We start from the raw sequence: 26,064 nt of genomic DNA, 5'->3' as shown, positions 1-26,064 counted from the left end.
AGTGCCAAAATGGTCGTTCCGACAGTCACGACAATGAGAACATATCTAGAAAAAATCATGCCTGTAAGGCCTTGCTGCGTCTGCGTTGTACTGAGGAGGCGATGCCTAGAGATTCGCGATATTTCGCGACCGTCCTGCGCGCGATCGCCACCCCGACCTGCTTGAGAGATTCGACGATTTGGTCGTCCGAGAGCACGTTGATCGGATCTTCGGCTTCGATCATCCGCTTGATGCGCTGCCTGATCGCCTCGGCGCTGTGCATCTCCGCGCCACTCGTGCCGGCAATCGCCGTTGTAAAGAAGTAGCGTAGCGGGAATGTACCTCTTGGTGTTGAGGCAAACTTGTCGGCAGTCGCCCGACTGACAGTGCTCTCATGAAGCCCAGTCGCCTCGGCGATGTCTCTTAGCACCAGTGGTCTTAGATGGTGAGCTCCGCTCTCCAGGAACGCTGATTGGCGTTCAAATATCGCACTTGCTACCTTCAACAATGTCTTGGCTCGCTGATCGAGCGCCTTGGCGAGCCAGGTTGCCGCCTGATACCGCTCGCTCATGAACTCACGATCACGTCGCGACGTCGTGACGTTCGATAGATCGGCATAGTACCGGCGATCTACAAGGACCCGGGGCAACGTCGATTCATTGAGCTCGATTCGCCATTGGCCAAGTCGGCCTTGCATCACAACGATATCGGGAATGGCGTCGATTGGCTCGGCGCGCGGCGCGAACGACGAGCCAGGTCGGGGATCGAGAAGCTTGAGTTCTAGGATCATGTCGCGGACATCTTCGGCATCAACCTGACAGAGTCGCTGCAATGCCGTGAAATCCGCCCGCGCGACGAGCGGCAGGTTGTTGACGAGCGTAGCCATCGCGGGGTCAAAGCGATTTCTGTCGCGCAATTGGATTGCCAGGCAATCAGCAAGATCGATCGCACCGATGCCGGGGGGATCGCAGCCTTGGATGATCAGACGTGCTGCCTTGATGCCCTCTTCTTTGAGCTGCAGCTGATCAGCGATATCTCGATCCGCATCGCGCAGATAGCCATCCTCGTCGAGATAATCGACGAGAAGATGGGCGATCTTCCGACTGGTTTCCGGTGCGGGGAATCCACTGATCTGCTCGCGTACGTGATCAGCTAACGTCTTGGCCTTGCTCAGTCGCGCATCGAATGCCGGCTCGCCCTCCTCAAAGCCGCGGCCACCGTTTCGTGAAAGGCGTAGGCGTGAGTCGCTAGCACTGGCCGTCGCCGGCTGTGACCAGCCGTCATCAGCCCCGTCGCGTCCAGGCTTGAGGGTAGCCATGCCGTCAAGGTTTGGCTCCCTCTCCGGCGGGGTGGCACGTTGCTCCGGTGCACTCTCATGACGCGCGAGAAAGGGATTTTCCGACAATTCGCGATCGACGACGTTGGAGAGCTCGATGTTGGAAAGCTGAAGGAGTTTGATCGCCTGTTGGAGTTGAGGCGTCAGAACCAAACCTTGGCTTTGCCGAACGTCGAAACGGAGCCCTAACGCCATCGGGTGGGATGCTCGTTCTAAAGCGTGAAGCGATCGCCGAGATACACTTGGCGAACCATGGGATCTGCAACGATGTCAGAGGGTGAGCCTTCCTTCAGCACGCGGCCGTCATGAAGGATGTAGGCGCGATCAATGATCTCGAGCGTATCGCGTACGTTATGGTCGGTGATCAGGACGCCGATGCCACGCTCCTTGAGGTGGGCCACGAGATCGCGGATTTCGGCGACGTTGATGGGGTCGATGCCGGCTAGCGGCTCATCGAGCAGAATGTAGCGTGGGTTTGAGGCAAGTGCCCTGGCAATCTCGACCCGGCGCCGTTCGCCGCCTGAGAGCGACAGGGCAGGTGCGTGGATGAGATGGCTAAGCCCGAATTCATCGAGGAGCGCGCGCAGCCGGTCAAACCGGGCTGTTCTGTTCGGCTCGTGCAATTCGAGGACAGCTAGCACATTGTCGCCGACGCTCATGCCGCGGAAGATGGAGGCTTCTTGAGGCAGGTAGCCTAGCCCGAGGCGTGCGCGCCGGTGCATCGGGGTCCGGGTCACATCGACGCCTTCGAGCATGACGCGGCCGCGATCAGCGGCGATCAGCCCCATGGCAATATAAAATGTCGTCGTCTTGCCAGCACCGTTGGGACCCAGAAGCCCGATGGCTTCGCCGCGCTGGAGCATGACACTGACATCGTGCAGGACAATCCGCCCGCCATAACGCTTGCTGACATGCTCCACCCTCAGGCAGGGGAGATCGACGCCGCCGGGTGCCGCAGGCTCCCCCTTGGCGCCGGGTGACGCGCGCCAGCGCCGGTCGATGGCCTGATCGTTGCCCACGACGGTCGCCGTCATTGGCTACCCTGCTTGTTGGAGGATGCTCCGTTCGCGCTGTCATTCTGGAAGACAGCGCGAACGCGCTGGGTCCTGGTAGGCGTCTTGCCGGTCTCGGCGGGATAGACGGTCGAGATGTTCGTATTCATGTCCATGACCGCCCTGCCGCCGCGGACGACATTGCCTTTATTGGTAATCACCACGTTGCCGATAAGCGTGACCTTGGCTTCCGGTACCTCGTAGACACCGTGGTCGCCGGTCGCGTTCTGGTCGGGTTGAGAGATGATGACATTACCATCGGCTTCGATCCGGCGAATGTTCTGATTCCCCGATGCCGAACCGGAAGTGGCAGCACCATTGTTGGTCTTGTCTTGGGTGCCCTGTCCGTTAGCGGATTGCTGCACGTAATAGACGCGCATGACATCCGCTTTCAACGTGGCATCGCCCTGAACGCCATCGACGTTGCCGGTGAAGGTCGCGATCTGCTTGTCCTGATCGACCGTCAACTGGTCCGAGGTGATCTCAATCGGCGCCTTCGACTGCGTGCCTTGGGCGAGTTGCGCCTTCGCCAGTGGGGCAAGTCCCAAGCTTGCAACGGCGATGAAAGCGGTGCCGCAGGTCAACTTCGCAACGTTGTTCGACCAGTGCATCGATCTCGCCTTCTTTGTTGGAATTGCTTCTACACATGAAATTCGCATCGGCAGCCAAGGTGGCGAGAAAAGGGCTCTTTTCATGCTTAAGCTATGCCTGCCCGCAAACAGTCGTGGAGATGGAGTATGCCGACCGGTCTGTCGCTCTTTGTCCTGCCGTCGGTCACAAAAAGCACGGTCTTGGGGCGAGGGCCGTTGTTCATCATCGCCATCGCCTCGACGGCAAGCGCCCGAGCATCGATAGTAGCAGGCGCACGGGTCATCAAGGCGCCGACCTGCTGATCCAGGATGTCGTTCGACATCTGCCGCCGGACATCGCCATCGGTGACGATTCCGACAAGGCGTCCCTCGTCATCGCTCACGCCGACGCAACCCATGCGCTTATCCGTCATGACGAAGAACGCTTCGCGCATGAGCGTGTCGGGGCTTACCAACGGAACTTCGTCGCCGCGATGCATCAACTCCTCCACACGGACGAGTTGGCTTCCAAGCTTACCCCCAGGGTGAAAGATCGCGAAGTCGCGCGCTGTGAACCCGCGATTCTCCAGGAGCGCGACCGCCAGAGCGTCGCCGAGGGCAAGCGTCGCCGTGGTCGAGGTCGTCGGAGCCAGTCCCAGCGGGCAGGCTTCATTGACCTGTGGTAGCGGCAAGGTCACCCACGCCGCCTCAGCTAGCGTGCTCTGACGCCGTCCGACGATCGCAACCAACGGTATCTCGAAACGTTTGGCGTAAAGCAGCAAATTGCGGAGTTCAGCTGTTTCGCCAGAATTAGAGAGTGCCAGAATTGCATCAGCATTCGTGATCATGCCGAGATCGCCATGACTGGCCTCGGCGGGGTGAACGAACATGGCGGGCGTGCCCGTCGATGCAAGCGTCGCCGCGATCTTCCGGCCGACATGGCCACTTTTGCCCATGCCGGTGACAACCACGCGCCCCTTGATGCCCTGGAGAAGGTCGACGGCAGCCGTGAAGTCGCGCCCAAGCGAGCGGCCCATTAGGAGCAACGCCTGGGCTTCCGCTTCGATAACGCGTTGTCCGCTTTCGAGCCAGTCCAGCTCCCGCTGCGTCTGCTTCGCGTGCGCGCTCTGCAGATCGGCGATCCGATCAGCCGTCATCCTCGATCCCTGATTTCCTCTGCGTGCTGGCCCCTCTTAGCGACCATTGCAAGGGCAGCCCGCGCCCCTCTGCGCGTCCGATAGCAAGAGTATGAGTGGGGACCGTACAATCGTCAATCGACGCTTGGGATTGGCACGTAATTTGCGGTCGGCCGCTGTGCGTAGAAGCATCGCGCCGGCGCGAAATTTCTACGAATGGGCGAAAATGTCTGTTTCCGCCCAACCTGAAAGGTCGAGGGCAGCTCGCGTGGGAAGGAATTCGAAGCAGCGCTGCGCCAAATCAGCGCGGCCTTCACGCGCCAACATTATATCGAGGCGCTCGCGCAGGCGATGAAGATAGAGGACATCTGCAGCGGCATACCGGAGTTGCGAGTCGGAGAGATCCGCGGAGCCCCAGTCAGAGCTTTGTTCTTGTTTGGACACGTCGACACCCAGGAGCTCGCGGCAAAGTTCCTTCAGTCCGTGTCGGTCGGTATAGGTCCGAACGAGGCGCGAAGCGATCTTGGTGCAATAGACGGGCGCAGCGTCGATGCCGAGATAAGCTTTGATGGCGGCAAGGTCAAAGCGGGCAAAATGAAAAAGCTTTAGCCGTCCCGGGTCCGCCAGCAGTGCCTTGAGGTTCGGTGCTTCGTAGCCCCCGCCGGCCGGGAAGCGGACCAAGTGGGCTTGGCCGTTGCCGTCGCTCAATTGGACGAGGCAAAGTCGGTCCCGGCTGGTGGATAGGCCCATCGTCTCGGTGTCGACGGCGATGACCTGGCCCAGCGACAGATCGCCGGGGATGTCGCCTTCATGCAGCCTGTAGACCATTCTTCGTCCCGCATGATGGCTTTTAAGGTCGGCCTCCAGCCAGGTAGCAGCATGGAGGGAAATCAGACCTCGCCGTCAGTATTGGTGCCCAGGAGAGGACTCGAACCTCCACGCCCTTGCGAGCGCCAGCACCTGAAGCTGGTGCGTCTACCAATTCCGCCACCTGGGCCAACGGCGTCCGGTGTGTAGGGTCTTCGCGACGCGGCGTCAACGGGGCGTCGCCAGTTCCTTTGTCGCTCGCAACGCTCTAGATTAGCCCGCGCCACGCGGTCTCGTGACGGCGGGGTTCGAAATGATCGCGGGAGATGCGTGATGCGCGGTAAGGTCGTCACAGTTTTTGGTGGGTCGGGGTTCATCGGACGACATCTAATCCGTCGCTTGGCCGCGCGCGGGGCTACGATCCGGGTTCCCGCGCGCGATGTGGGCACGACTTACCAATTGCGTCCGTTGGGTGAGGTCGGTCAGATCGTCGCGATGCCGACCTCCTTGAGCGAGGCTTCGATCGCGCGCGCCGTGGAGGGCGCGGATTTTGTGGTCAACCTCATCGGCATCCTGCACGGTGATTTCGAACGCCTCCAGGCAAGGCTTCCCGGTGTGATCGGGGCGGCGGCGCGTGCCGGCGGGGCCACGCGCTTCGTGCAGATGTCAGCGATCGGCGCGGACGCGGCGTCACGTTCGCGCTATGCGCGGACCAAGGCCGAGGGCGAAGCCAGTGCGTTGCAGTCGGGTCCCGAGGTCGTCATCCTCCGCCCGTCCATTCTGTTTGGACCTGAGGACCAGTTTCTTAATAAATTCGCCAGAATGACGCGGTTTGCCCCGGCTCTGCCTCTCATCGGCGGGGGGACGATGCGTTTCCAGCCCGTCTATGTCGGCGATGTTGCCGACGCGATCGTCAAGGCACTCGACGGCCATGCTGTCGACGGCCAAGTCTATGAGTTGGGTGGCCCGAACATCTACACGTTCAAGGAGCTTCTCGAATATCTGCTCAGGCTTTTGGGCAGGCGTCGGTTGCTCCTCAATCTGCCTTGGAGCATTGCCGAGATCGAGGCGCGCCTCTTCGAGTTACTTCCGGAGCCACCATTCACCCGCGATCAACTCTTGCTGTTGCGCCTGGATAATGTCGTGGCCGATGGTGCGGCTGGCTTGAGCGATCTAGGGCTAGCGCCGACGCCCCTGGAAGCCATCGTCCCGGCATATCTAGCGCCAAGAGCCAAGCATTTCCGTCACTCGGCAATCTAGTATCAAAACGGGACGATATTACGACTAACTCGCCGGGAATCCTTTTTCTTTTCTCCTCGGTTCATTTTTTAGTCCCAATGCTGAACGTTCGGGCAATTCGAAGGTGGACGTCGCTTTTCGCCGGGTTCTATAAACCTTCCAGTTTGTAGCGCTGAAGAAGGCCCTTGTTCAGCAGGGGCCTCGCTACGTGTCTGCGTGGAGGGTTCATGGCGTCGAAGATGATGCAATTCGTCTCTATCGAGCAACGAATGCCCGACAAGCGAACCGTGGCCGAACGCAGGGACGATTTCAAAGAGATTTACGGGCAGTTCTCGTCCGAGCGGGCGGGACAGCAGGCATCCCGGTGCGAGCAATGCGGTGTGCCATTCTGCCAAGTGCACTGCCCCGTCCACAACAACATTCCCGACTGGCTCAAGCTGACGGCCGAAGACCGGCTTGAAGAAGCCTACGAGTTGAGTTCGGCAACGAATAACCTGCCCGAGATCTGTGGCCGCATCTGTCCCCAGGACAGGCTGTGCGAAGGGAACTGTGTCATCGAGCAGGCCGGGCACGGCACGGTTACGATCGGATCGGTCGAGAAATACATCACGGATACTGCGTTTGAGCGCGGCTGGGTCAAGCCCGTGAAGCCAGTCCGGGAGCGTAGTGCGTCTGTGGCGGTGATCGGTGCGGGGCCTGCTGGACTGGCGGCTGCGGAACAACTGCGCAAGCTTGGCTACGCAGTGGACGTCTATGATCGTTACGATCGCGCGGGCGGCCTTTTGATGTATGGCATCCCGGGCTTCAAGCTCGAGAAGGACATCGTCGAGCGGCGGAACGAGTACTTCAGACAATCGGGCATCCGTTTTCATTTGAATGCCGGCATCGGGGAGAACGGCCCGAGCTTTGCCGAACTACGCCAACGGTATGACGCTGTCTTCATTGCCACGGGCGTTTACCGCGCCCGAGATATCCAGGTGCCGGGGGCTGCCCTCAAGGGCGTCGTCGCGGCGCTCGATTTCCTGACGGCATCCAATCGCATGGGTATGGGCGACGACGTCCCATCCTTCGTGGATGGCACGCTGAACGCGGCGGGCAAGCATGTCGTCGTCATCGGCGGTGGCGACACGGCCATGGATTGCGTGCGGACCTCGATCCGCCAGGGAGCCAAGTCCGTTAAGTGCCTTTACAGGCGCGACAAAGCCAATATGCCGGGCTCGATGCGGGAGGTGAAGAACGCCGAGGAGGAAGGCGTCGAGTTCGTCTGGCTCTCCGCACCAGAAGCTTTTCTAGGCGAAGGCCGGGTCGAGGCCGTGCGCGCGCACCGCATGCGCCTGGGCGCGCCCGATTCCACGGGACGGCAGATGCCGGAGGTTGTGCCTGGTTCGAACGAACGTCATGCGGCCGACCTCGTCATCAAGGCGCTGGGCTTCGATCCCGAGGATCTTCCGGCAATGTTCGGCGAGGATGCGCTCAAAGTCACGCGCTGGGGCACCCTGACGATCGATTGGACCACCATGATGACGAGCCTGCCCGGGGTATTTGCCGGCGGCGATATCGTCCGCGGCGCCTCGCTGGTGGTGTGGGGCGTGCGGGATGGTCGTGACGCAGCCGCGGCGATCCATCGTTATCTCGAGGGCCGCGTTGAAGCGGTCGATGATGTGCCGATGGCTCTTGCTTCCTGAGGAGATGACGATGACGAAGAGCGAGAGTGGTCGGGAATTCGTCGAAGCCTACGGCCGCAACCTGGCACATCTCCACGCCACTGGGATGGATGACCTGGAGCTGGAGCGCGATGCCTGCGGTGTCGGCTGCGTGGTGGCGATTGATGGCAAGCCCAGGCGCGAGGTCGTCTTAAAGGGCATTCAAGCCCTCAAGGCGGTCTGGCACAGGGGTGCCGTGGACGCCGACGGTAAGACGGGCGACGGGGCGGGCATCCATATCCAGATCGCGCAGGATTTTTTCCGTGACCAGATCAAGGGCCCGCTTGGTGCTGGCGACCGGATCGCCGTTGGGATGGTGTTCCTTCCTCGCAACAGTTTCTCTCAGCAGGAGACCTGCCGGGCGCTCGTGGAGAGCGAGCTGCTGCATTTTGGCTATTCGATCCGCGGCTGGCGCCAGGTTCCCGTCGACACGAGCGTCCTTGGCGAAAAGGCCCAGGCGACGCGGCCGGAAATCGAGCAGATCCTGATCGGCAACCCCGCCGGCAAAGACGAGGAAGCGTTCGAGCGCGATCTCTACATCATTCGCCGCCGTGTCGAGCATCTGGCGCTTGCCGAGAACATCACCGAATTCTACATCTGCTCGCTCTCGTGCCGCTCAGTCATCTATAAGGGACTGTTCCTCGCGGAGTCGCTCTCGGCATTCTATCCTGACCTCCTGGACGAGCGTTTCGTCTCGTCCTTTGCCGTGTTCCATCAGCGCTACTCCACCAACACCCTGCCTTCCTGGCGCTTGGCCCAGCCTTTCCGCGTGCTCGCCCACAATGGCGAGATCAACACGCTCAGGGGCAACGTCAATTGGATGACGAGCCACGAGACACGCATGTTCGCCGAGGCCTTCGGCGAGCATAACGAGGACGTGAAGCCGGTCATCCGGCCGGGCAGTTCGGACAGCTCGGCCCTGGATGCGGTCGTCGAGGTTCTGATCCAGGCCGGGCGGAAGCTGCCGCTGGTCAAGACCCTGCTGGTTCCGCCCGCATGGTCGAACAAGATCGCCATGCCCGATGCTCATCGGGACCTATTCAACTACTGCAATTGCGTCATGGAACCGTGGGACGGACCAGCAGCGCTATGTGCCGCGGATTCGCGCTGGGTTGTCGCCGGCCTGGATCGTAATGGTCTGCGGCCCTTGCGCTATTCTCGTACCACGGACGGTCTGCTGGTCGTCGGTTCCGAGACCGGCATGGTCCCCCTGGATGAAAGCGAGATTGCGGAAAAGGGCCGGGTCGGACCTGGCGAGTCGATCGCCGTCGACCTGCACGAGGGCAAGTTCTACAGCGACCACGAGCTGAAAGACTATCTGGCGGGGCTCAAGCCATACTCCAAATGGATCGAGAACATCACGCGTCTGAGCGATCTCTCGGCCGACCGGACGCCGACCATCTCGCAGATGGAACGGGGCGAACTCAAGCGCCGCCAGAGGCTGTATGGGCTGACGGTCGAGGACTTGGAGCTCATCCTCCATCCCATGGTGATGGAAGGTAAGGAGCCCCTGGGCTCGATGGGAGACGACACGCCGCTGGCGGTTCTCTCATCGAAGTATCGCGGTCTTCACCATTTCTTCCGGCAGCAGTTCAGCCAGGTGACCAACCCGCCTATCGATCCGCTGCGGGAATGGCGGGTCATGAGCATCAAGACGCGCATCGGCAATCTCGGCAATATCGCGTCCGAGGATCCGAGCCAGACGCGGATCCTGGAACTCGAAAGCCCCGTGCTGACGAGCACGGAGATGACGGCCCTTGTCGAGTATTTCGGCGATGACATCCGGACGATCGACTGCACCTTCCAGGCCAGCGACAATGCTTCACTGGGCGAGGCGCTGGAACGCATCCGTCAGGAAGCGGAAGAGGCCGTGCGCGCGGGTTGCCGCGATCTCGTCCTGAGCGATGAGGCGGTCTCTGGCGCGCGTGCGCCGATGCCGATGATTCTGGCTGCCAGTGCCGTGCATAGCCACCTGGTGCGACGCGGTCTGCGCAGCTTCAGTTCCATAACGGTGCGGAGTGGCGAGTGCCTGGATGTCCACTACGCCGCCGTTCTGATCGGCGTCGGCACGACAGCGCTCAATCCTTACCTCGCTGAGGCAGCGATCGCCGACCGGCACAAGAGAGGTCTCTTTCCTGGCTTTACGCTCGAAGAATGCCTGCAGCGCTTCGTCGAGGCCTTCAATGCCGGCCTGTTGAAGATCATGTCGAAAATGGGAATCTCGATTTTGAGTTCCTATCGCGGCGGCTGCAATTTCGAGGCCGTCGGCCTGTCTCGCTCACTTTGTCGCGAATATTTTCCGGGGTTGACGACGCGCATCTCCGGAATCGGCCTGACCGGCATTCGCAACATGATGCTCGCCAATCACAAAGTCGCCTTCGGCGAGGTGGAGCCGCCTTTGGCGATTGGCGGCTTCTACCGCTATCGTCGTGGCGGCGAGGTTCATGCCTACGAGGCGAGGCTGATCCACCAGCTGCAAGAGGCCGTGGCCGGCGACAGCTATCAGGCCTATAAACGGTACGCGGAACTCGTCTACGCGCAGGAGCCGATTTCGATCCGCGATCTGCTCGACTTTAGGCGCGAGCGCGCGCCGGTGCCGCTGGACGAAGTCGAGAGCATCACCGAGATCCGCAAGCGCTTCGTGACACCCGGGATGTCGCTCGGCGCATTGTCGCCCGAGGCGCATGAGACTTTGACTATCGCTATGAACCGGATCGGCGCCAAGGCCGATAGCGGCGAGGGCGGCGAGGGCAAGGAGCGCTTCACGCCGCGGCCTAACGGCGACAACGCGAATTCGCCGATCAAGCAGGTGGCATCAGGTCGATTCGGGGTAACGGCGGAGTATCTGAATGCCGCCCGCGAGATCGAGATCAAGGTCGCGCAGGGTGCAAAACCGGGCGAGGGCGGACAACTGCCCGGCTTCAAGGTGACAGTCGAGATCGCACGCCTGCGACACGCGACAAAGGGCGTCACCCTGATCAGCCCGCCGCCGCATCACGATATCTACTCCATCGAGGATCTGGCTCAGCTCATCTATGACCTGAAGCAGATCAATCCTGACGCCAGGGTCTGCGTCAAACTGGTGTCGGAGAGCGGTATCGGCACGATCGCGGCCGGCGTCGCCAAGGCGAAGGCGGACACGATCCTTATCTCCGGGCATGTCGGCGGCACCGGAGCCTCGCCGCAAACGTCGATCAAGTTTGCAGGCACGTCTTGGGAACTGGGCCTGACCGAAGCCAATCAGGTCCTCACCCTCAACCGGTTGCGCCACCGCGTGGTCCTGCGAACCGATGGCGGCCTGAAGACCGGTCGTGACATCGTCATCGCCGCGCTGCTCGGCGCCGAGGAATACGGGATCGGCACCCTTTCGCTCGTCGCGATGGGTTGCATCATGGTTCGCCAATGCCACTCCAACACCTGTCCGGTCGGCGTGTGCACGCAGCGTGATGATCTCCGGCAGAAATTCACCGGCAACGCGGAGAAAGTCGTCAACCTGATGAGCTTCATCGCCGAGGAGACGCGGGAGGTCCTTGCCTCCCTCGGCCTCCGCTCGATCGAGGAAGCCGTCGGTCGCACCGATCTTCTGAAGCAGGTGAGCCGAGGCCGGGAAGATCTCGACGATCTCGATCTCAATCCGATCCTCACGCAGGTCGATCCAGGGCCGCATACGCGCTTTTGCTCGATCGCCAAGCGCAACGAGGTGCCGGACACCCTCGATGCGCAGATGGTCAAGGATGCGCGTCCGATGCTGGAGGAAGGCGAGAAGATGCAACTCCAGTATAACGTGCGCAACGTGCATCGCGCGGTCGGCACGAGACTTTCGGCGCACATCACGCGTCGTTATGGCATGGACAAGCTGGTGCCCGGGCATATTACCGTCCGGCTGCGAGGCTCGGCCGGTCAGTCGCTGGGGGCATGGGCTGTTCAGGGGCTGAAGCTCGAGGTCTTTGGCGATGCCAACGACTATGTGGGCAAGGGGCTCTCAGGCGGCACGATCGTCGTCCGGCCGCTGGTGCGCTCGCCGCTCGTCGCGAGCGACAATGTCATTATCGGCAATACATGCCTCTATGGCGCTACGGCTGGCAAACTCTTTGCTGCGGGCAGGGCTGGCGAGCGTTTCGCCGTCCGTAACTCGGGCGCGGTTACGGTCGTCGAGGGCTGCGGCGATAACGGCTGTGAGTATATGACCGGCGGCATCGCGGTCATACTAGGACAGGTCGGCGACAATTTCGGTGCCGGCATGAGTGGCGGCCAGGCCTTTGTTTATGACAGCCAGGGAAATTTCGGGCGCTTGGTCAACACGGACATGGTCGTCTATCATCGGCTCGAGGTTCCACATTATATCGAGATCCTCAAGAAGGTGATCGCCGAGCATGCCGAGGCTAGCGGCAGCGCGAGGGCGAGCAAGCTGCTGCACGATTGGGACCTCGAGTTGCCGAAGTTCTGGCACGTCGTTCCTCGGGAGCTGCTCGACAAAATGCCCGTGCCGGTTACGCCGGGTGCGTCGGAGGCGGATCAGCTTCGCGCCTGATTGGAATATTCAGGCTAGATGCTGGGCGGGTACGGTAAGCCATGGTGATCCAGACGACGCGCTGGCCGTACCAGTCATCCTCTCTCTCTCGTCGCTCAATGACATAGCCGGCTCGCTCATAGAACCGGCGAGCCGGCTTGTTGATGGAAAGGACGACGAGGCGCAGCGGCTGCTTGGCGTGGTGCTCCACCTCTCGCAGCAGTCGGGCTCCGAGCCGCTGTCCCTGGTGAGCAGGGGTGACGAAAAGATAATCCAGGTAGCCGGCCTCAGGCGCGAACTGAGCCGCACCAATGATCTGCTGGCCGGCGCAGGCGATGATCCGCTGATGTTGGCTAGGGATGTGCATGGGGGCGTCGTTGGCGATGAATGGCATGGCCCGCGCGAGTGCGCGTCGATAAGGTGCCGCCCGCAGCGTTATGCCGATCAGCCTGCCGCAGGCGGCGTCGTCTTCGGCGGTCGACCAGTGCAGTGTCGGTTCAGCGTTTGGTGCGGACAAGCTCTTCATCGTCTTGAAGAAGTATGTTCGCCGCCCTTTCGTCGCTTAATATGGCTTTGCGTAGCTGCCCCAGGCTGGGCTGCTTTGTCGCTACAAACGGCAAAGGTCGACACTCCTTGATCGCCTCCAGGCCGAGCCTTGCCGCGAGCAACGCGTTGCCGGCCCCCTGACCGGCCTTGGCAGAGAGCAGAGTGACCAGCGAGGCGCCGGCCTGTTCAAGGAGAGCATGGCTGGCGACGTCGGCAAGGCCGGCGATGGCCGAATTACGTAGACATCGGCGCAACAGGGACAGTGTCGTCGCCGTGCTCGGTGCCACGCCATAAAGGCGTGCGATCTGGCGCATGAGGATCGTTGTACGCCAGAGGACGAAGAGGCCGTCCAGGAGTCCATAGGGTGCTAGTGCCGTCAGGACGCCAATGTCGCGCGAGCTTTCGAGAACGAGCCTGTAGGCAAGACGATCGACGGGTTCGATGACGACGCGTTCATAGAGACGCAGGCGCTCGCCGTCGGCCAGGACGTCGTTGTCCTGCCGTTCGAACGTCCTCTGCGTGGCAAGGATGGGAGCGGCGCTTGGTAGACCGGCATTAACTTGGCTGATTAATGGGCGACTGTCACCCTGGAGGTCGGAGCCGACAAGCCGAAGACCTTCGGCGCGCAGCCAGGCGCGTCGCGAGAGGCGTCGCAATTGGAGGAGCTCGTGGGCTAGAAGGCCCAGAGCACTGATAGCGACGATTCCCAAAAGGATCGCCATGGGAATGCCGATCATGGGATCCGTAGCGATCTGATCCTGCAACCGGCTTACCGTATCGACGCCGATCGCAGCAAAGGCCGCAGCCAGTCCAAGGCTCCCTAGCCGTCGCCAGAAGAGTCCACGCCTTTTGCCCTCGACGACGAGCTCGGCTGCCAGCGCCTGATGTTCGTGATCGTCGGGAGCAGCCGGCGCCGGTCTTTCGACTTCGAAATTGGCCGTCGCCGCATCGAGCTCAAACGGCTTGATCCAGCTCGGCTTGTTTTTAGGCTCACCTGCCATCAGAGTTTGTCGCCGATGAGAAACTCGATCGCCTGATCTAGGCGGATATGCTGGTTGTCGCCATGTGTTCGCAGACGACGCGGCTCAAACTGGTAGAAGCGGAAGCGATCCTCGGTCCAATCCTCGGCTTCCGGTAACTCGGGCGGAATCTCGCCCGGAAAGAAGATCTTTTCTTCCTTATCGCCCAGTCGACGTCCCTTCAGGCAGGAAAGCGTCTGACCCTGATGCGTGGTCTTAACGACGTCGGTGCAACGCAACGATGCCAGGGCAATGACTTCGGGACGAACGCCCTCCAGGCGGGCGGAGCGGGCGGCCGGCCGGATCATGAGCTCGAGCAATTGCTTTAGGGCCGCATGCTGCGACGGTGCCACATGGTCGGCCTTGCTGGCGGCAAAGAGGGCCCGACCGATCCGTGGTCTGAACAGGCGACCGAGCCAACTCGATGAACCATAGCGAAAGCTCTTGAGGATCATGGACAATGCGAGTTGCGTGTCGGCGAAATAGGCGGCCCCCGCATTGAGGTTCGAGAGAAGATCGACAAGCACGATCTGCCGGTCGAAGCGGCGAAAATGGTCTTGGTAGAAACGTTTGACGATTTCGTCGCGGTAGAGGTCGAAGCGCCGACGGAAAAGCGCTCGTATGCTGCCCGGAACTTCCGCCGCCGCCGGCAGCGGCGTGAAGTGCAGCAGCTCCGAACCCGCATGCTCGCCCGGATTGGTGAAGCGGCCGGGCTGAATGACCGAGAGCCCGAGTTCACGCTGGCACGTCTTTAAATACGTTGTGAAGGCAGCGCTGAGGCGCGCGACGACTTCGGTATCGACCGGGCTACTCTGGTCGATCGATCTGGCCATGGCCAGCCATTCCTGCGCGACGCCAGTACGGGGCGGCGTTTGCGCCAGGGAGAAGGCGGCTTCTGAAAAGCTCTGAAATGTCTCGTCGATCAAAGGAAGGTCGAGCAGCCATTCACCTGGGTAGTCGATGATGTCGAGTGTCAACTCACGTATCGGCTGGATGGTGCTCGTCAGTCGGTTTGGATTTCGTGCTCTGATGAGAAGGCGAAGTCGGGAAAGGGTCTCGGTAGCAGCGGGCCAGTTTGGCTCAGTCTGATCGAGGTCGTGGTGAAATTGGCGATAGGGAAAGACGCGTGTGTCGTGGAGAGGGATCTCCCGCGCGCCCATGTACCTGTCCTCATGGACAGCCGCGACGAAGGGCAGGTTATGTCCGTCGATGAGATGATGCACGAGCGAGGTGATGAACACAGTCTTGCCGCTGCGGCGAAGCCCTGTGACAGCAAGATTGAGATGATTGTCGAGCGCGCGACCGCTCAGTTCCGCGATGTCGTCGGCAAGGCCGCCGACGAGCCGGCCAAGCCCGAGATCCCAGGAAAAGAGCGGCGGCATCAAAAGGCGATCGTGCCCAACGCCAGAGCCAAGGCGACCCAAAGCCCACTGAGGCGATTTTTGCGGAACTGGGCGATACAATTGTCGGGGTCGTCCATATTGAGCGACCTGATCTGATCGACGAGCGACCAGCCGGCCAGGATCAGGACAGCCCAGAAGAGCGGCCCCTTTGCCGCAAGAGCTCCAGCAGCAGCAATGAGCAACATCGTGGCCGCATAGAACACCCAAAGCCAACGAGAGGTTGCCTTGCCAAACAGCCTTGCTGTGGATTTTACGCCGACGATCGCATCGTCGACCTTGTCCTGATGGGCATAGATCGTGTCGTAGCCGAGCGTCCAGAAAATGCCCGCTACGTACAGGATGATGGAGGCTGGGCTGAGCGTGTGGGTCGCGGTCGCGTAGCCGACGAGGATTCCCCAGTTGAATGCCAGACCGAGAAAGGCCTGAGGCCACCACGTAATGCGCTTCATGAAGGGATAGGCGACGATGAGCGGCAGGCTGGCAAAGCCGATCGCGATCGCAAAGCCTGGCAATTGCAGGAGGACGATGAGTCCTACGACGCCTTGCAAAGCTACGAAGAGGAGAGCCTGCGGGACGGTAACTAGCCCTGAGGCGATGGGGCGCGATTTCGTTCGCTCGACCTTGGCGTCGAATTCACGATCGACGATGTCGTTGATCGTGCAGCCAGCCCCGCGCATGACGATGGCGCCGATGGCGAAGAGCAGCATGTGGACCGGGTTGGGATAATCGGCCGCCAGTGCTAGTCCCCACCAGCAGGGCAAGAGCAGGAGCCACGTTCCGATCGGTCGGTCCAGTCGCGCGAGGATGGCAAAGGCGCGAAGTCGCAGCGGCAGTCGGTCGACCCAGTGATGCTGCCGATCAGGGACGTGGGCAGCTTGCACCGCGTTTGTTTCCGCCAGCATGGAGTTCACCGATCTCGCCATGAATCGATATCTATAGCGCCGATTTTTCCTGTTAAAGTCGAGGGTGGCCGCCGACAATGGATGAGATTTGTGACAATTCAGCGACTCTATCTTGGGGAAAGACTGCACGAGGGAAAATTGGTCGAGCTCGATCGTGGCCGCAGCCACTATCTCCTGCACGTCCTAAGGTTGAAGCCGGGCCGCAACATCCAACTGTTCAACCAGCGAGACGGGGAATGGCTGAGCGTCGTGCGGAATTCCGGTCGGCATAGCGTGACCGTGGAGATCTTCTCCCAGACCTGCCCAGCCGTTGAGGAACCAGGCTCAATTTTGGTCATGACGCCGATCCGGCCCAGCCGATTCGAATGGGTGATCGAAAAGGCCGTAGAGTTGGGCGTCAGGGCCATTCAGCCAATTCTTTCGAGCCGGACCGTCGTCAAGCTCGAAAAGCTCGATCGCATTTCGTCCATTGCGATCGAAGCGGCCGAACAATGCGGGCGGATGAGTGTGCCGGAGATCCACGAAACGCTTCCTCTCGGCGCCTGGCTGGCAGGACGCGATACTTCTTGTGAGCTCTGGTTCGCCGATGAACGTCGGACAGGCCGATCCCTCTTGGAATTACGCCAATCACGATCCTCCGGTCGACCGGACCTCCTGATAGGCCCTGAGGGCGGGTTCACGGAGGATGAGCGGACCGCCATCATGGAAGCACCTAACGTGGTGCCGGTCAGTCTAGGACCGCGGATTTTACGGGCCGAAACGGCAGCAATCGCGGCTTTGGCGATTTTGGGCGTCTCGACCGATTAGGGTTGAGGGCGCTACAAGGGCTTGAACGACAGTCTAGAAATTCAGCAATTCTTGCGACAATGTGTCACTCGGTTCGCAACTATAACGACTTCTATTGTCCGCGTTGCGTCGGGGAAGCGTCAATGGGTAGGCCGAGAGCCTAGTGATAAAGTGGCCATCTACACCTGGTGAAACAGAGTGTTGAGAGCAAAGACGGGAAGGAATCGGCCGGCGATGCGATTTGGGATGTCGTCTCTGATGCCATCGGCGCTCCTCCGGAGTAGATGGGTCGGGCTTGGTCCGACACTGCTCGGTCTTTTTGCGAGCATTGTCCCAGGTATGGCCTTTGCAGACCAGCCACGTCCGTGGGAGATGATGTTTCAGGATCCGGCCACGCCGGTCATGGATCGGGTGGAGAGTTTTCACCACCTGCTGCTCTGGATCATCGCGATCATCGTCGCCTTTGTGGCCGTGCTCCTGGGCTTGGTATGCCTGCGCTTTCGCGAGTCGGTTAATCCGGCGCCGTCTCGTCGATCGCATCACACCTTGCTCGAGGTCGTCTGGACAGCCGTGCCTGTCCTCATCCTCGTCGTCGTCGCCGTGCCATCCTTCAAGCTGCTCTATTATTCCGACGTCGTCCCACCGCCCGATCTGACGATCAAGGCAACTGGCCACCAATGGTATTGGGAGTACGAGTATCCCGATAATGGTGACTTCAGTTTCGTCTCCAACCTGGTGGACGACGCGGATCTGCAACCGGGGCAACTTCGCCTCCTGACCACGGACAATGTCGTCGTCGTGCCGGTTGGCAAGAATGTGCGACTGCAGGTAACGGCCGGCGATGTCATCCACAGCTGGGCGGTCCCTTCCTTCGGCGTGAAGATCGATGCCGTTCCCGGGCGCCTCAACGAGGCTTGGTTTAACGTAAAGGAGCCCGGAACCTATTACGGGCAGTGCTCCGAGCTTTGCGGGACGATGCATGGCTTCATGCCGATCATGGTGAAGGCCGTGCCACCGGACGAGTACGACGCGTGGGTCAAGCAGGCGCAGTCGGACTTTGCGGCCAATAGCCAGCCCGAAGATGCCAAGACAGCCGCTGCCCAGCGTCTGCCGGCACTTTCACTAGCCGCACGTTAACGTCGAGCAACGCAGGATCGAGGCGAAAAAAGATGGCCCACGCGACAGCTGACGTCCACCATCACGACCACGGCGCGCCCGCGAGCTTCGTGCAGCGCTGGCTCTTCTCAACCAACCACAAAGATATCGGGTCGCTATACCTGATTTTCTCTTTCGTGGCGGGCTTGATCGGCATGTTTATGTCGACGGCATTTCGTGCGGAGTTGATGCAACCTGGCACGCAGTTCATCCAAGATCACCATTTCTACAATGTGCTGATCACGGGCCACGGCCTCATCATGATCTTCTTCTTCGTGATGCCGGCTCTGATCGGTGGCTTCGGCAACTGGATGGTGCCGTTGATGATCGGGGCGCCGGATATGGCGTTCCCCCGTCTGAACAATATCAGCTTCTGGCTGCTCCCGCCGGCGTTCCTCTTGCTGCTCGGCTCAGCCTTTCTCACGCCCGGCTTTGCCGGTGGCTGGACCATGTATCCGCCGATGTCCTCCATCGTTGGTACGCCCGACATGTCGATGGACCTTGGTATCTTCGCCATGCATCTGGCCGGGACGAGTTCGCTGCTGGGTGCCATTAACTTCATCACGACGATCTTCAATATGCGCGCGCCTGGCATGACGATGCACAAGATGCCGCTATTCGTCTGGTCGATGCTGGTTACAGCATTTCTTTTGCTCCTGGCCGTTCCAGTACTGGCCGGCGCGATAACGATGCTTTTGTTCGACCGCAATTTCGGCACGCATTTCTTCGATCCGGCGGGCGGCGGTGATCCGATCCTGTTCCAGCATCTTTTCTGGTTCTTCGGGCATCCCGAAGTCTACATTATGATCCTGCCGGCCTTCGGCATCATCAGTCAGATCGTGTCGACTTTCTCTCGCAAGCCCGTCTTTGGTTATCTCGGCATGGCATATGCCATGGTCTCGATTGGTGCCATTGGCTTTGTGGTATGGGCCCATCACATGTTCACGGTCGGGATGGGCGTGGACGTCAAGGCCTATTTCACGGCGGCGACGATGATCATTGCGGTGCCGACCGGCGTTAAGATCTTCAGCTGGGTAGCAACGATGTGGGGTGGCTCAATCCGCTTCACGGTGCCGATGCTCTGGGCTGTGGGCTTCATCTTCCTCTTCACGGTCGGCGGCGTGACGGGTGTGGTGCTTGCGAATGCGGGCGTCGACCGGGTGATGCACGACACCTATTACGTGGTCGCCCATTTCCACTACGTTCTGTCCCTTGGCGCTGTGTTCGGTATCTTTGCCGGCTTTTATTACTGGGTCGGTAAGATGACGGGCAGGCAGTACCCGGAAAGCCTAGGCAAGATCCATTTCTGGCTCACCTTCGTGGGCGTCAACGTGACCTTCTTCCCCCAGCATTTTCTCGGCCTTGCGGGCATGCCGAGGCGTATTCCCGACTATCCCGACGCGTTCGCTGGTTGGAATATGATAAGCTCGATTGGCGCCTTCATCTCGGCGGCCAGTGCTATCTTCTTTATCTATGTGCTCTACCGGACCTTTGTGACCGGCGAGAAGGCGTCGGCGAATTATTGGGGCGAGGGGGCGACGACGCTGGAATGGTCGGTGAGTTCACCGCCGCCGTTCCATACTTTCAACGAGTTGCCGCAGATACGCTGATAGCGGCCATGCGACGGCAGCGCTGACTGACGTCGACAGAGTTTCGGCGGAGATGGGCCCTGCGGTACCCGCCTCCGCCTTTCGCCGGGATAGGACTTTTTGGCAGTGTGATGGTGGAATCTTGATCAACATCGGACAACACACGATCCCGGCTGATCAGGCGCCGCGCGATTTCGCTCCTAACCCGCAGGGCGGCATCCTGGAACCGACGTCGTCTCTTCAGGATTTTTTCACGCTCTTGAAGCCCAATGTCATGCAACTCGTCGTCTTTACGAGTTGGGTGGGGCTGTATCTGGCACCCGGCCATATTCATCCGCTGATCGGCTTCACGGCCATTTTGTGCATCGCCGCCGGTGCCGGCGCCTCGGCTGCGATAAACAACTGGTTCGACGTCGATATTGACCGCCGGATGGCGCGTACTGCCAAGCGGCCGACGGCTCAAGGCCGGATCAGTCCGGAGAACGCGCTACAGACGGGCGTCGTCCTGGCGGTGCTTTCGGTGATGGTCATGGGTACCGGCGTCAACTGGATCGCCGCAGGACTGCTGGCGCTGACCATCGGCTTTTATGTTTTCGTCTACACGATGTGGCTGAAGAGGCGGACACCGCAGAATATCGTCGTTGGCGGTGCTGCCGGCGCATTCCCGCCAATGGTGGGCTGGGCCGCGGTGACGGGTGACGTCTCGCTCCTGCCGATCTTGATGTTTCTTATCATCTTCCTCTGGACGCCAGCTCATTTCTGGGCCCTGGCGCTCTATCGGACCGGAGATTATGGCAAGGTCGGCGTGCCGATGCTGCCGGTGGTAGCCGGTCGACCGACCACGCTGAACCATATCTTGGTCTATACGTTGATCGTCGTTGCCGTCAGTCTTGTGCCGGTTGGATCAGGCGATCTTGGTTTGATCTATGGTGCTTGCGCAACGCTGCTAGGAGCCACTTTCGTCGGCTACGCTTGGCGTCTCTGGCGTCGGGACAGCGATGTTATCGCCATGCGCATGTTTCGCTTCTCCATTCTCTACTTATTCCTACTGTTCGCGGCGATGGTGGCCGATCGGGCACTTGGAGGCCTTTCATGGCCGTTGCTATGAGCATCGATCAGGACGAATTTAAAAGGCGGCGGCGAAATAAGAATCTTGCCGTCGGCCTGGGGCTGGCGGTCCTCTGCCTACTCTTCTACCTGCTTACGATCGTCAAACTGACGGGCAACGTACATTGAGCCAGACATCTAGGCGGCAGGGCGAGGTCGCTCGCAAGAACCGGCGCGTGGCGCTCGTCGGGGTTGGGATTGTCGCCGGCATGACCGCGCTGACCGCCTATTCGCCGACGCTCTACAGCATGTTCTGTCGGGTGACGGGATATGGAGGCACAACGCAGGTAGCGAAGGCCGCCCCGGGTTCGGCTGCTGCCAACCATACCGTTGCGGTCTCGTTCGATGCATCGGTGCAGCCTGATCTGCCTTGGCGCTTCCGACCGGTCCAGCGTCGCGTGACGGTAGCGCTGGGCGAGGAGAAGCTGGCCTTTTACGAGGCCAAGAATATGAGCGATCAACCAATCGTTGGGCAGGCGGTCTATAATGTCGCGCCCGACAAGGCAGGGCTCTATTTTTCCAAGATTCAATGCTTTTGCTTTAGTGAGCAGACCCTCGAACCGGGGCAGGATGTACAAATGCCTGTGTCGTTCTTCGTCGACCCGGCGATGCTGGACGATCCCGATGCTAGCGACATTCGTGACATCACCTTGTCCTACACCTTCTATATTGACGCCGCGGCGACGAAAAAGCTGCAGCAGCAGCGGGCGCAGGCGAAGCTCGACGAGATGGGCGCTCATGCGCCGAGCGTGACGACGGCAAAGAGCCAAGGAGGCTGACGATCATGGCAGGGAGCGCTGAAGTACTGACCGGTGCCAATGCGGGGCATGACGTTCCGCATCATGACTATCACCTGCTCAAGCCCAGTCCCTGGCCGTTTGTGGGTAGCCTGTCGGCAGGTGCGATGCTGCTAGGGGCCGCCTTGTGGATGCACAAGGGTGCGGTCGGGCCTTACCTTGCGGTGATCGGCCTTCTAGGCGTGCTCTTTACCATGTTTGGCTGGTGGCGGGACGTGCTGCGGGAAAGCGCTGCAGGCGATCATAAACCCGTCGTCAATCGCGGCCTGCGGCTGGGCATGGCGCTCTTCATCACTTCCGAGGTGCTCCTCTTCTTCGCCTTTTTCTGGGCCTTTTTTCACAGCGCTCTCGAGCCGCCGACGGCTGCGACAGCGGCTTGGCCGCCGGCGGGCGTGGAGCCGCTGAGCCCCTGGCAGATCCCGCTCCTCAATACGTTGATCCTGCTGCTCTCCGGCGTGACCGTCACTTGGGCCCATCATGCGGTCAAGGAAGGCCATAACAGGGTCGCCTTCAAGGCGCTGCTCATTACCTGCGTGCTCGGTGCGATCTTCACATGTTTCCAGCTCTATGAATATTCACATGCCTTGCACGAAGGCCTGACGCCCCAGGCCGGCACGTTCGGTTCGACATTCTATATTGCGACGGGTTTTCACGGCTTCCATGTCTTTGTTGGCACCGTGTTTCTCCTCGTTTGCATGTTCCGTGCGTACGCGCTGGCCTTCAGTCCGCAGAAGCATGTCGGCTTTGAGGCCGCGGCTTGGTACTGGCATTTCGTCGACGTTGTCTGGCTTTTCCTTTTCGTTTGCATCTATGTCTGGGGTGGCTCGGTGTCCTGGTCGGTGACTGGACCCTGAGCGAGATGTCATCCGACAACGGCACGAAAGTGCCGCTGTCCGCGACGGCTTTTCTCGGGCGATGCCCGGCTTGCGGTTGTGGCAACATCTTCAAGCATTTCATCGTCGTCCGGGAGCGGTGCGAGCCTTGCGGCCAAATCATGGGCGGCCACGATAGCGGCGATGGACCGGTCGCGTTCATTGTCCTCATCGCCGGGTTCGCCGTCCTTATCCCGGCGTTGATCGTGGAGGTGAAGTACAGCTGGCCGATCTGGCTGCACATGCTGGTTTGGCTGCCGCTGGCGGCCTTCCTTTCGATTGGACTCATTCGCCCGTTTAAGGGGTTTCTTTTGGCCTTGCAGTACAGATATCGCCGGCATGAATTCGATTCCCGATCGTAAGGGTGGCGGGCGCGGATTCGGATTTCGGCCGGGCTATCCGCTGACCTGCGTGACCGCCGTGATGCTGTGTGCCCTGGTCGCTCTGGGGACCTGGCAGGTCGAGCGTCTGCACTGGAAAGAAGATCTTATTGCGCGTGCGGAGGAGGGGATCGAGGGCCAGCCGGTGCCGCTCCCGGCATTGGCCGATGAAGACCCGAACTGGCGGGATCTCGATTTCCGCCGCGTCTCCGTGTCGGGCCGCTTTATCGTCGGCAACGCCTTCGGCTTCCAGGTCAGCACGCGTGGCGAATTGGTCGGCGGTGATCTCGTCGTGCCCATGCTGTTGGATGACGGGCGGGTTATTCTCGTTGACCTCGGTTGGCTTGCCGAAACGGACCTGCCTCCCGCCAGCATCGTGCCCTTCGTGCCTGCAGGACAGGTAGCGCTCGATGGTGTCGCCCGATTCGTGGGCGATATTCGACCGGGTTACCTGACGCCCTCACCGGATTTGATCAAGCGGCGCTGGTTCGACTGGCATATTCCTGCCATGAGCGACGTCACGGGATTGAGTCTGCTGCCTGTGATCGTCGATGTGGATCAGCGCTCGGCCCTGGCGGTCGATGGCAAGCCGATGGGTATCGCCAATCGGCCCCAGCCCCGATCCTTGTCGATCGATTATCCCAACAACCATCTGGGCTACGCGCTTACATGGTACGGATTAGCCGTGGGATTGGTTGTGATTTACACCATGATGGGCTTCAAGAGAGGAGCCAGTTGAGTTGAAGGCACTTCGTTGGACGTCGGGAATAGCTGGCCTCCTGACCATGGCACTGATCGTGCTGGGCGCGGTCGTTCGTAGGACGAATTCAGGACTTTCATGCCCCGACTGGCCAACCTGTTATGGCCATATGGTGCTGACACCCGGAGATTTTGCCTCACTACCGCCGACGGGCTATTTCTACTGGCAGGTCATGCTGGAATGGACTCACCGCCTGATCGCCGGCACGTTCCTTGGGCCTTTGCTGCTGGTGGTGGCGGTTCTTGCCGTCACCCAGCGCCGCAAGATTGCCCATGCCGGCCGCGCAGCGGGCTTGATGATTCTGCTTCTCGTCATTCAGGCAGCCCTGGGCGGGGTGACCGTGCTTGATCAGAACAGCCCCTGGTCGGTCGCCATTCATCTTGGCAACGCCCTCTTGCTCCTGACCGTCATTTTCTGGCTTTTCGAGCGGTCGCGAAAGCCGGCGCATCTTATCGGGGCAGCTATCCATACCCCCCAGATAGCGGCGTTGAGCTGGATCACTGTGCTGGTGGCGATGATGTCGGCGGCCATGGTCGCGAAGAGTGGTGCATCGCTCGCCTGTACAAGCTGGCCGTTTTGCGGTGGTGAAGGATTGTTGCCGGACCTGAGCGATTGGCTGGTATTCCTGCACATGGCCCACCGTGTCCTGGCGGCGATCACGGCGATCGCCATCCTGGTCTTGTTCATGGCTACACGAAACGCCGATGCGTCTGTCACTCATCTAGGCAGCCTCGCCTTCGGCCTTGCAGTCCTGCAGATATTGATCGGCGCCGTCCTGATCTTTCTGCTCGATCCGATCGCGATAGCGCTCCTGCACGAGATCGTGGGGACGATCATTTTCGCGGTGGTCACATTGCTGCTATGGCGAAGCGTCTTTGCGGCTGACAATCTTGATGTCGACCATCTAGCTCGCAGCTTGGGGAACCTGAGTGGGGAAGCACTACGCGGCGCTCGAAACACGCTTTAAGCGCATCCATGACATAGAGGGCGTGGCTGCCATCCTCTCCTGGGATGCGCAGGTCATCATGCCATCGGGCGCCGTTGATGAACGCGGCGAGCAAATGGCGGCTCTGAGCGGCCTGGCCCACGAGATACTGGTTGACACGGCTACCGGCGAGGCGATCGAGGGGGCGGCTGGCGAGGGCGATCTGGATGATTGGGCCAGGGCCAATATTCGTGAGGCCAAGCGTCGATATGAGCGGGCCCGGGCACTCGACCCCAAGCTTGTCGAGGCGATGACGCGTGCCGAGACCATCACCGAGATGGCATGGCGGGAAGCCAGGGCCAAGTCGGATTTCGAGCTCCTTCGGCCCAAGCTCGAGGAGATCGTAAAGCTGACGGCGGAATCGGGCCGGCAGATTGGCCAGGCGCTGGATCTGCCAGTCTACGATGCTCTCCTGGATGGTTTTCAGCCCGATCTGCGCGACGCGGCGATCGAGCCCTTGTTCACCCAGTTGCGCGCGGCGCTGCCCGATATCCTTGGGGAGGTTCGCGGGCGGCAGGGGCGGCCTCTGACACCTGTCGGACCTTTCCCGACGACGGCGCAAAAGGCGTTGGGCAGGCAACTTATGGAGACCTTGGGCTTCGATTTTTCCCATGGCCGCCTGGATGAAAGCCAGCACCCCTTCTGCGGCGGTACACCCGACGATATCCGCATTACGACGCGATACCGCGAGGATGAACTGGTCTCAGCGGTCATGGGCATCCTGCATGAGACAGGTCATGCGCTCTACGAGCGCAATCTGCCGGCCGCCTACCGGGCTCAGCCGGTGGGCAGCGCCCGAGGCATGGCGGTACATGAAAGCCAGAGCTTGTTGATCGAGATGCAGGCTTGCAAATCGCCGGGCTTCATCGCCTATCTGGCGCCGAGGCTCGAGGCCGCGTTCGGGCAGCAGCCAGCCCTTACGCCCGAGAATTTGCGGCTGATCTATCGGTATGTGGAGCCTGGCTATATCCGCGTCGATGCCGACGAGATCACCTATCCGCTCCATATCGTCCTGCGACATCGTCTCGAGCGCGCCATGGTGAATGGCGACCTTCGAGTGGCAGATCTGCCTGGCGCCTGGAATGAGGGCATGAAGGAGCTTTTGGGCATTGTGCCCCCGGATCATGCGCGCGGCTGCCTCCAGGACATTCACTGGCCGTCTGGAGCGTTCGGTTATTTCCCCTGTTATACGCTGGGCGCGCTTTTGGCAGCGCAGCTCTTTACCACCGCCCAGGCAGCTATTCCGTCCCTGGACGACAAGCTGTCGGCAGGGGAGTTTGGCCCCTTAGTCGGCTGGTTGCGGGAGAAGGTGCACAGCCAAGGCTCCAGGTTACCAATAGGCTGTCTTGTCGAGCAGGCGACAGGTGCGCCCTTGACGGCGGATGCCTTCCTGTCGCACCTCCGCGGACGCTACTTGAATTGACGCGAGTTT

23 protein-coding genes and 1 tRNA gene are annotated in these 26,064 nt (G+C 60.6%); 14 read left to right on the top strand and 10 right to left on the bottom strand.

Translation table 11 applies throughout. From position 1 onward, the window contains the following. Nucleotides 1-55: 55 nt before the first annotated feature. From rpoN to CFB17_RS07515, 6 genes are all read right to left on the bottom strand, one after another. Nucleotides 56-1,510 carry an RNA polymerase factor sigma-54 gene (rpoN, locus tag CFB17_RS07540; RefSeq protein WP_088560791.1) on the bottom strand — a complete coding sequence of 485 codons (1,455 nt, stop codon included), beginning with the start codon at nucleotides 1,508-1,510 and terminating at the stop codon, nucleotides 56-58. Between the two features lie 17 nt (nucleotides 1,511-1,527). Beyond that, nucleotides 1,528-2,349 carry an LPS export ABC transporter ATP-binding protein gene (lptB, locus tag CFB17_RS07535; RefSeq protein WP_088560790.1) on the bottom strand — a complete coding sequence of 274 codons (822 nt, stop codon included), beginning with the start codon at nucleotides 2,347-2,349 and terminating at the stop codon, nucleotides 1,528-1,530. Further along, nucleotides 2,346-2,978 (bottom strand): LptA/OstA family protein, encoded by a 633-nt coding sequence (locus CFB17_RS07530; protein ID WP_165769484.1) that lies wholly within the window; start codon nucleotides 2,976-2,978, stop codon nucleotides 2,346-2,348. Before CFB17_RS07530 ends, lptB begins: the two co-directional genes overlap by 4 nt. Before the next feature lie 86 nt (nucleotides 2,979-3,064). Next, nucleotides 3,065-4,093, bottom strand: coding sequence for a KpsF/GutQ family sugar-phosphate isomerase (locus tag CFB17_RS07525; protein ID WP_088560788.1), 1,029 nt, complete (start codon nucleotides 4,091-4,093; stop codon nucleotides 3,065-3,067). Nucleotides 4,094-4,282: 189 nt separating this feature from the next. Then, a complete protein-coding gene (locus CFB17_RS07520; protein ID WP_088560787.1) occupies nucleotides 4,283-4,900 on the bottom strand; it encodes a ribonuclease D in 618 nt (205 codons plus the stop codon). An 82-nt stretch (nucleotides 4,901-4,982) separates the two neighbouring features. Further along, a tRNA-Leu gene (locus CFB17_RS07515) sits at nucleotides 4,983-5,069 on the bottom strand. A gap of 143 nt (nucleotides 5,070-5,212) precedes the next feature. On the opposite strand from CFB17_RS07515, the gene CFB17_RS07510 reads away from it, so the two are divergent. The 3 genes from CFB17_RS07510 to gltB all read left to right on the top strand — a co-directional run bounded on the left by CFB17_RS07510 (nucleotide 5,213) and on the right by gltB (nucleotide 12,352). Continuing rightward, nucleotides 5,213-6,139, top strand: coding sequence for a complex I NDUFA9 subunit family protein (locus CFB17_RS07510; RefSeq protein ID WP_088560786.1), 927 nt, complete (start codon nucleotides 5,213-5,215; stop codon nucleotides 6,137-6,139). A gap of 206 nt (nucleotides 6,140-6,345) precedes the next feature. Then, entirely contained in the window at nucleotides 6,346-7,803 is a 1,458-nt protein-coding gene (locus tag CFB17_RS07505; RefSeq protein WP_088560785.1) for an NAD(P)-dependent oxidoreductase, read from the top strand. Nucleotides 7,804-7,807: 4 nt separating this feature from the next. Beyond that, on the top strand, nucleotides 7,808-12,352 hold the full coding sequence (gene gltB / locus CFB17_RS07500) for a glutamate synthase large subunit (protein ID WP_088560954.1): 4,545 nt from the start codon (nucleotides 7,808-7,810) through the stop codon (nucleotides 12,350-12,352). On the opposite strand, the gene CFB17_RS07495 is transcribed toward gltB, so the two are convergent. Genes CFB17_RS07495 through ubiA form a run of 4 tightly spaced genes read right to left on the bottom strand, consistent with a single transcriptional unit; the run spans nucleotide 12,312 to nucleotide 16,222 of the window. Then, nucleotides 12,312-12,848 (bottom strand): GNAT family N-acetyltransferase, encoded by a 537-nt coding sequence (locus tag CFB17_RS07495; protein ID WP_165769483.1) that lies wholly within the window; start codon nucleotides 12,846-12,848, stop codon nucleotides 12,312-12,314. The genes gltB and CFB17_RS07495 overlap by 41 nt on opposite strands. Beyond that, nucleotides 12,829-13,878, bottom strand: a complete 1,050-nt coding sequence (locus CFB17_RS07490; protein ID WP_088560783.1) for a TIGR01620 family protein — start codon at nucleotides 13,876-13,878, stop codon at nucleotides 12,829-12,831. Before CFB17_RS07490 ends, CFB17_RS07495 begins: the two co-directional genes overlap by 20 nt. Continuing rightward, nucleotides 13,878-15,278, bottom strand: coding sequence for a YcjX family GTP-binding protein (locus CFB17_RS07485; RefSeq protein ID WP_088560782.1), 1,401 nt, complete (start codon nucleotides 15,276-15,278; stop codon nucleotides 13,878-13,880). Before CFB17_RS07485 ends, CFB17_RS07490 begins: the two co-directional genes overlap by 1 nt. Further along, nucleotides 15,278-16,222 carry a 4-hydroxybenzoate octaprenyltransferase gene (gene ubiA / locus CFB17_RS07480; RefSeq protein WP_243389787.1) on the bottom strand — a complete coding sequence of 315 codons (945 nt, stop codon included), beginning with the start codon at nucleotides 16,220-16,222 and terminating at the stop codon, nucleotides 15,278-15,280. Before ubiA ends, CFB17_RS07485 begins: the two co-directional genes overlap by 1 nt. Before the next feature lie 69 nt (nucleotides 16,223-16,291). Between ubiA and CFB17_RS07475 the strand changes: the two genes are divergently transcribed. The 11 genes from CFB17_RS07475 to CFB17_RS07425 all read left to right on the top strand — a co-directional run bounded on the left by CFB17_RS07475 (nucleotide 16,292) and on the right by CFB17_RS07425 (nucleotide 26,055). Further along, on the top strand, nucleotides 16,292-17,008 hold the full coding sequence (locus tag CFB17_RS07475; protein ID WP_165769482.1) for a 16S rRNA (uracil(1498)-N(3))-methyltransferase: 717 nt from the start codon (nucleotides 16,292-16,294) through the stop codon (nucleotides 17,006-17,008). A gap of 213 nt (nucleotides 17,009-17,221) precedes the next feature. Next, nucleotides 17,222-18,124, top strand: coding sequence for a cytochrome c oxidase subunit II (gene coxB / locus CFB17_RS07470; RefSeq protein WP_088560779.1), 903 nt, complete (start codon nucleotides 17,222-17,224; stop codon nucleotides 18,122-18,124). Nucleotides 18,125-18,156: 32 nt separating this feature from the next. Continuing rightward, entirely contained in the window at nucleotides 18,157-19,752 is a 1,596-nt protein-coding gene (ctaD, locus tag CFB17_RS07465) for a cytochrome c oxidase subunit I (RefSeq protein WP_088560778.1), read from the top strand. 121 nt (nucleotides 19,753-19,873) lie between these two features. Then, nucleotides 19,874-20,839 (top strand): heme o synthase, encoded by a 966-nt coding sequence (locus CFB17_RS07460; protein WP_407642391.1) that lies wholly within the window; start codon nucleotides 19,874-19,876, stop codon nucleotides 20,837-20,839. Further along, nucleotides 20,824-20,967 carry a hypothetical protein gene (locus tag CFB17_RS19140; protein ID WP_165769463.1) on the top strand — a complete coding sequence of 48 codons (144 nt, stop codon included), beginning with the start codon at nucleotides 20,824-20,826 and terminating at the stop codon, nucleotides 20,965-20,967. The genes CFB17_RS07460 and CFB17_RS19140 overlap by 16 nt, the downstream gene beginning before the upstream one ends. Continuing rightward, on the top strand, nucleotides 20,964-21,617 hold the full coding sequence (locus CFB17_RS07450; RefSeq protein WP_088560775.1) for a cytochrome c oxidase assembly protein: 654 nt from the start codon (nucleotides 20,964-20,966) through the stop codon (nucleotides 21,615-21,617). Before CFB17_RS19140 ends, CFB17_RS07450 begins: the two co-directional genes overlap by 4 nt. A 5-nt stretch (nucleotides 21,618-21,622) precedes the next feature. Beyond that, nucleotides 21,623-22,489 carry a cytochrome c oxidase subunit 3 gene (locus CFB17_RS07445; protein ID WP_088560774.1) on the top strand — a complete coding sequence of 289 codons (867 nt, stop codon included), beginning with the start codon at nucleotides 21,623-21,625 and terminating at the stop codon, nucleotides 22,487-22,489. 5 nt (nucleotides 22,490-22,494) lie between these two features. Then, nucleotides 22,495-22,869: a DUF983 domain-containing protein gene (locus CFB17_RS07440; RefSeq protein WP_088560773.1), complete on the top strand. Its 375-nt coding sequence runs from the start codon at nucleotides 22,495-22,497 to the stop codon at nucleotides 22,867-22,869. Then, nucleotides 22,847-23,626, top strand: a complete 780-nt coding sequence (locus tag CFB17_RS07435; RefSeq protein WP_088560772.1) for an SURF1 family protein — start codon at nucleotides 22,847-22,849, stop codon at nucleotides 23,624-23,626. The genes CFB17_RS07440 and CFB17_RS07435 overlap by 23 nt, the downstream gene beginning before the upstream one ends. Nucleotide 23,627: 1 nt before the next feature. Continuing rightward, a complete protein-coding gene (locus tag CFB17_RS07430) occupies nucleotides 23,628-24,614 on the top strand; it encodes a COX15/CtaA family protein (RefSeq protein WP_088560771.1) in 987 nt (328 codons plus the stop codon). Then, nucleotides 24,577-26,055: a carboxypeptidase M32 gene (locus CFB17_RS07425; protein WP_088560770.1), complete on the top strand. Its 1,479-nt coding sequence runs from the start codon at nucleotides 24,577-24,579 to the stop codon at nucleotides 26,053-26,055. The genes CFB17_RS07430 and CFB17_RS07425 overlap by 38 nt, the downstream gene beginning before the upstream one ends. Nucleotides 26,056-26,064 lie beyond the last annotated feature (9 nt).

This window comes from Arboricoccus pini (assembly GCF_900187945.1).
Lineage (GTDB): Bacteria > Pseudomonadota > Alphaproteobacteria > Geminicoccales > Geminicoccaceae > Arboricoccus > Arboricoccus pini.
Note: the sequence above shows the minus strand (reverse complement) of the source record. Positions and strands in the feature narration are given on the sequence as shown.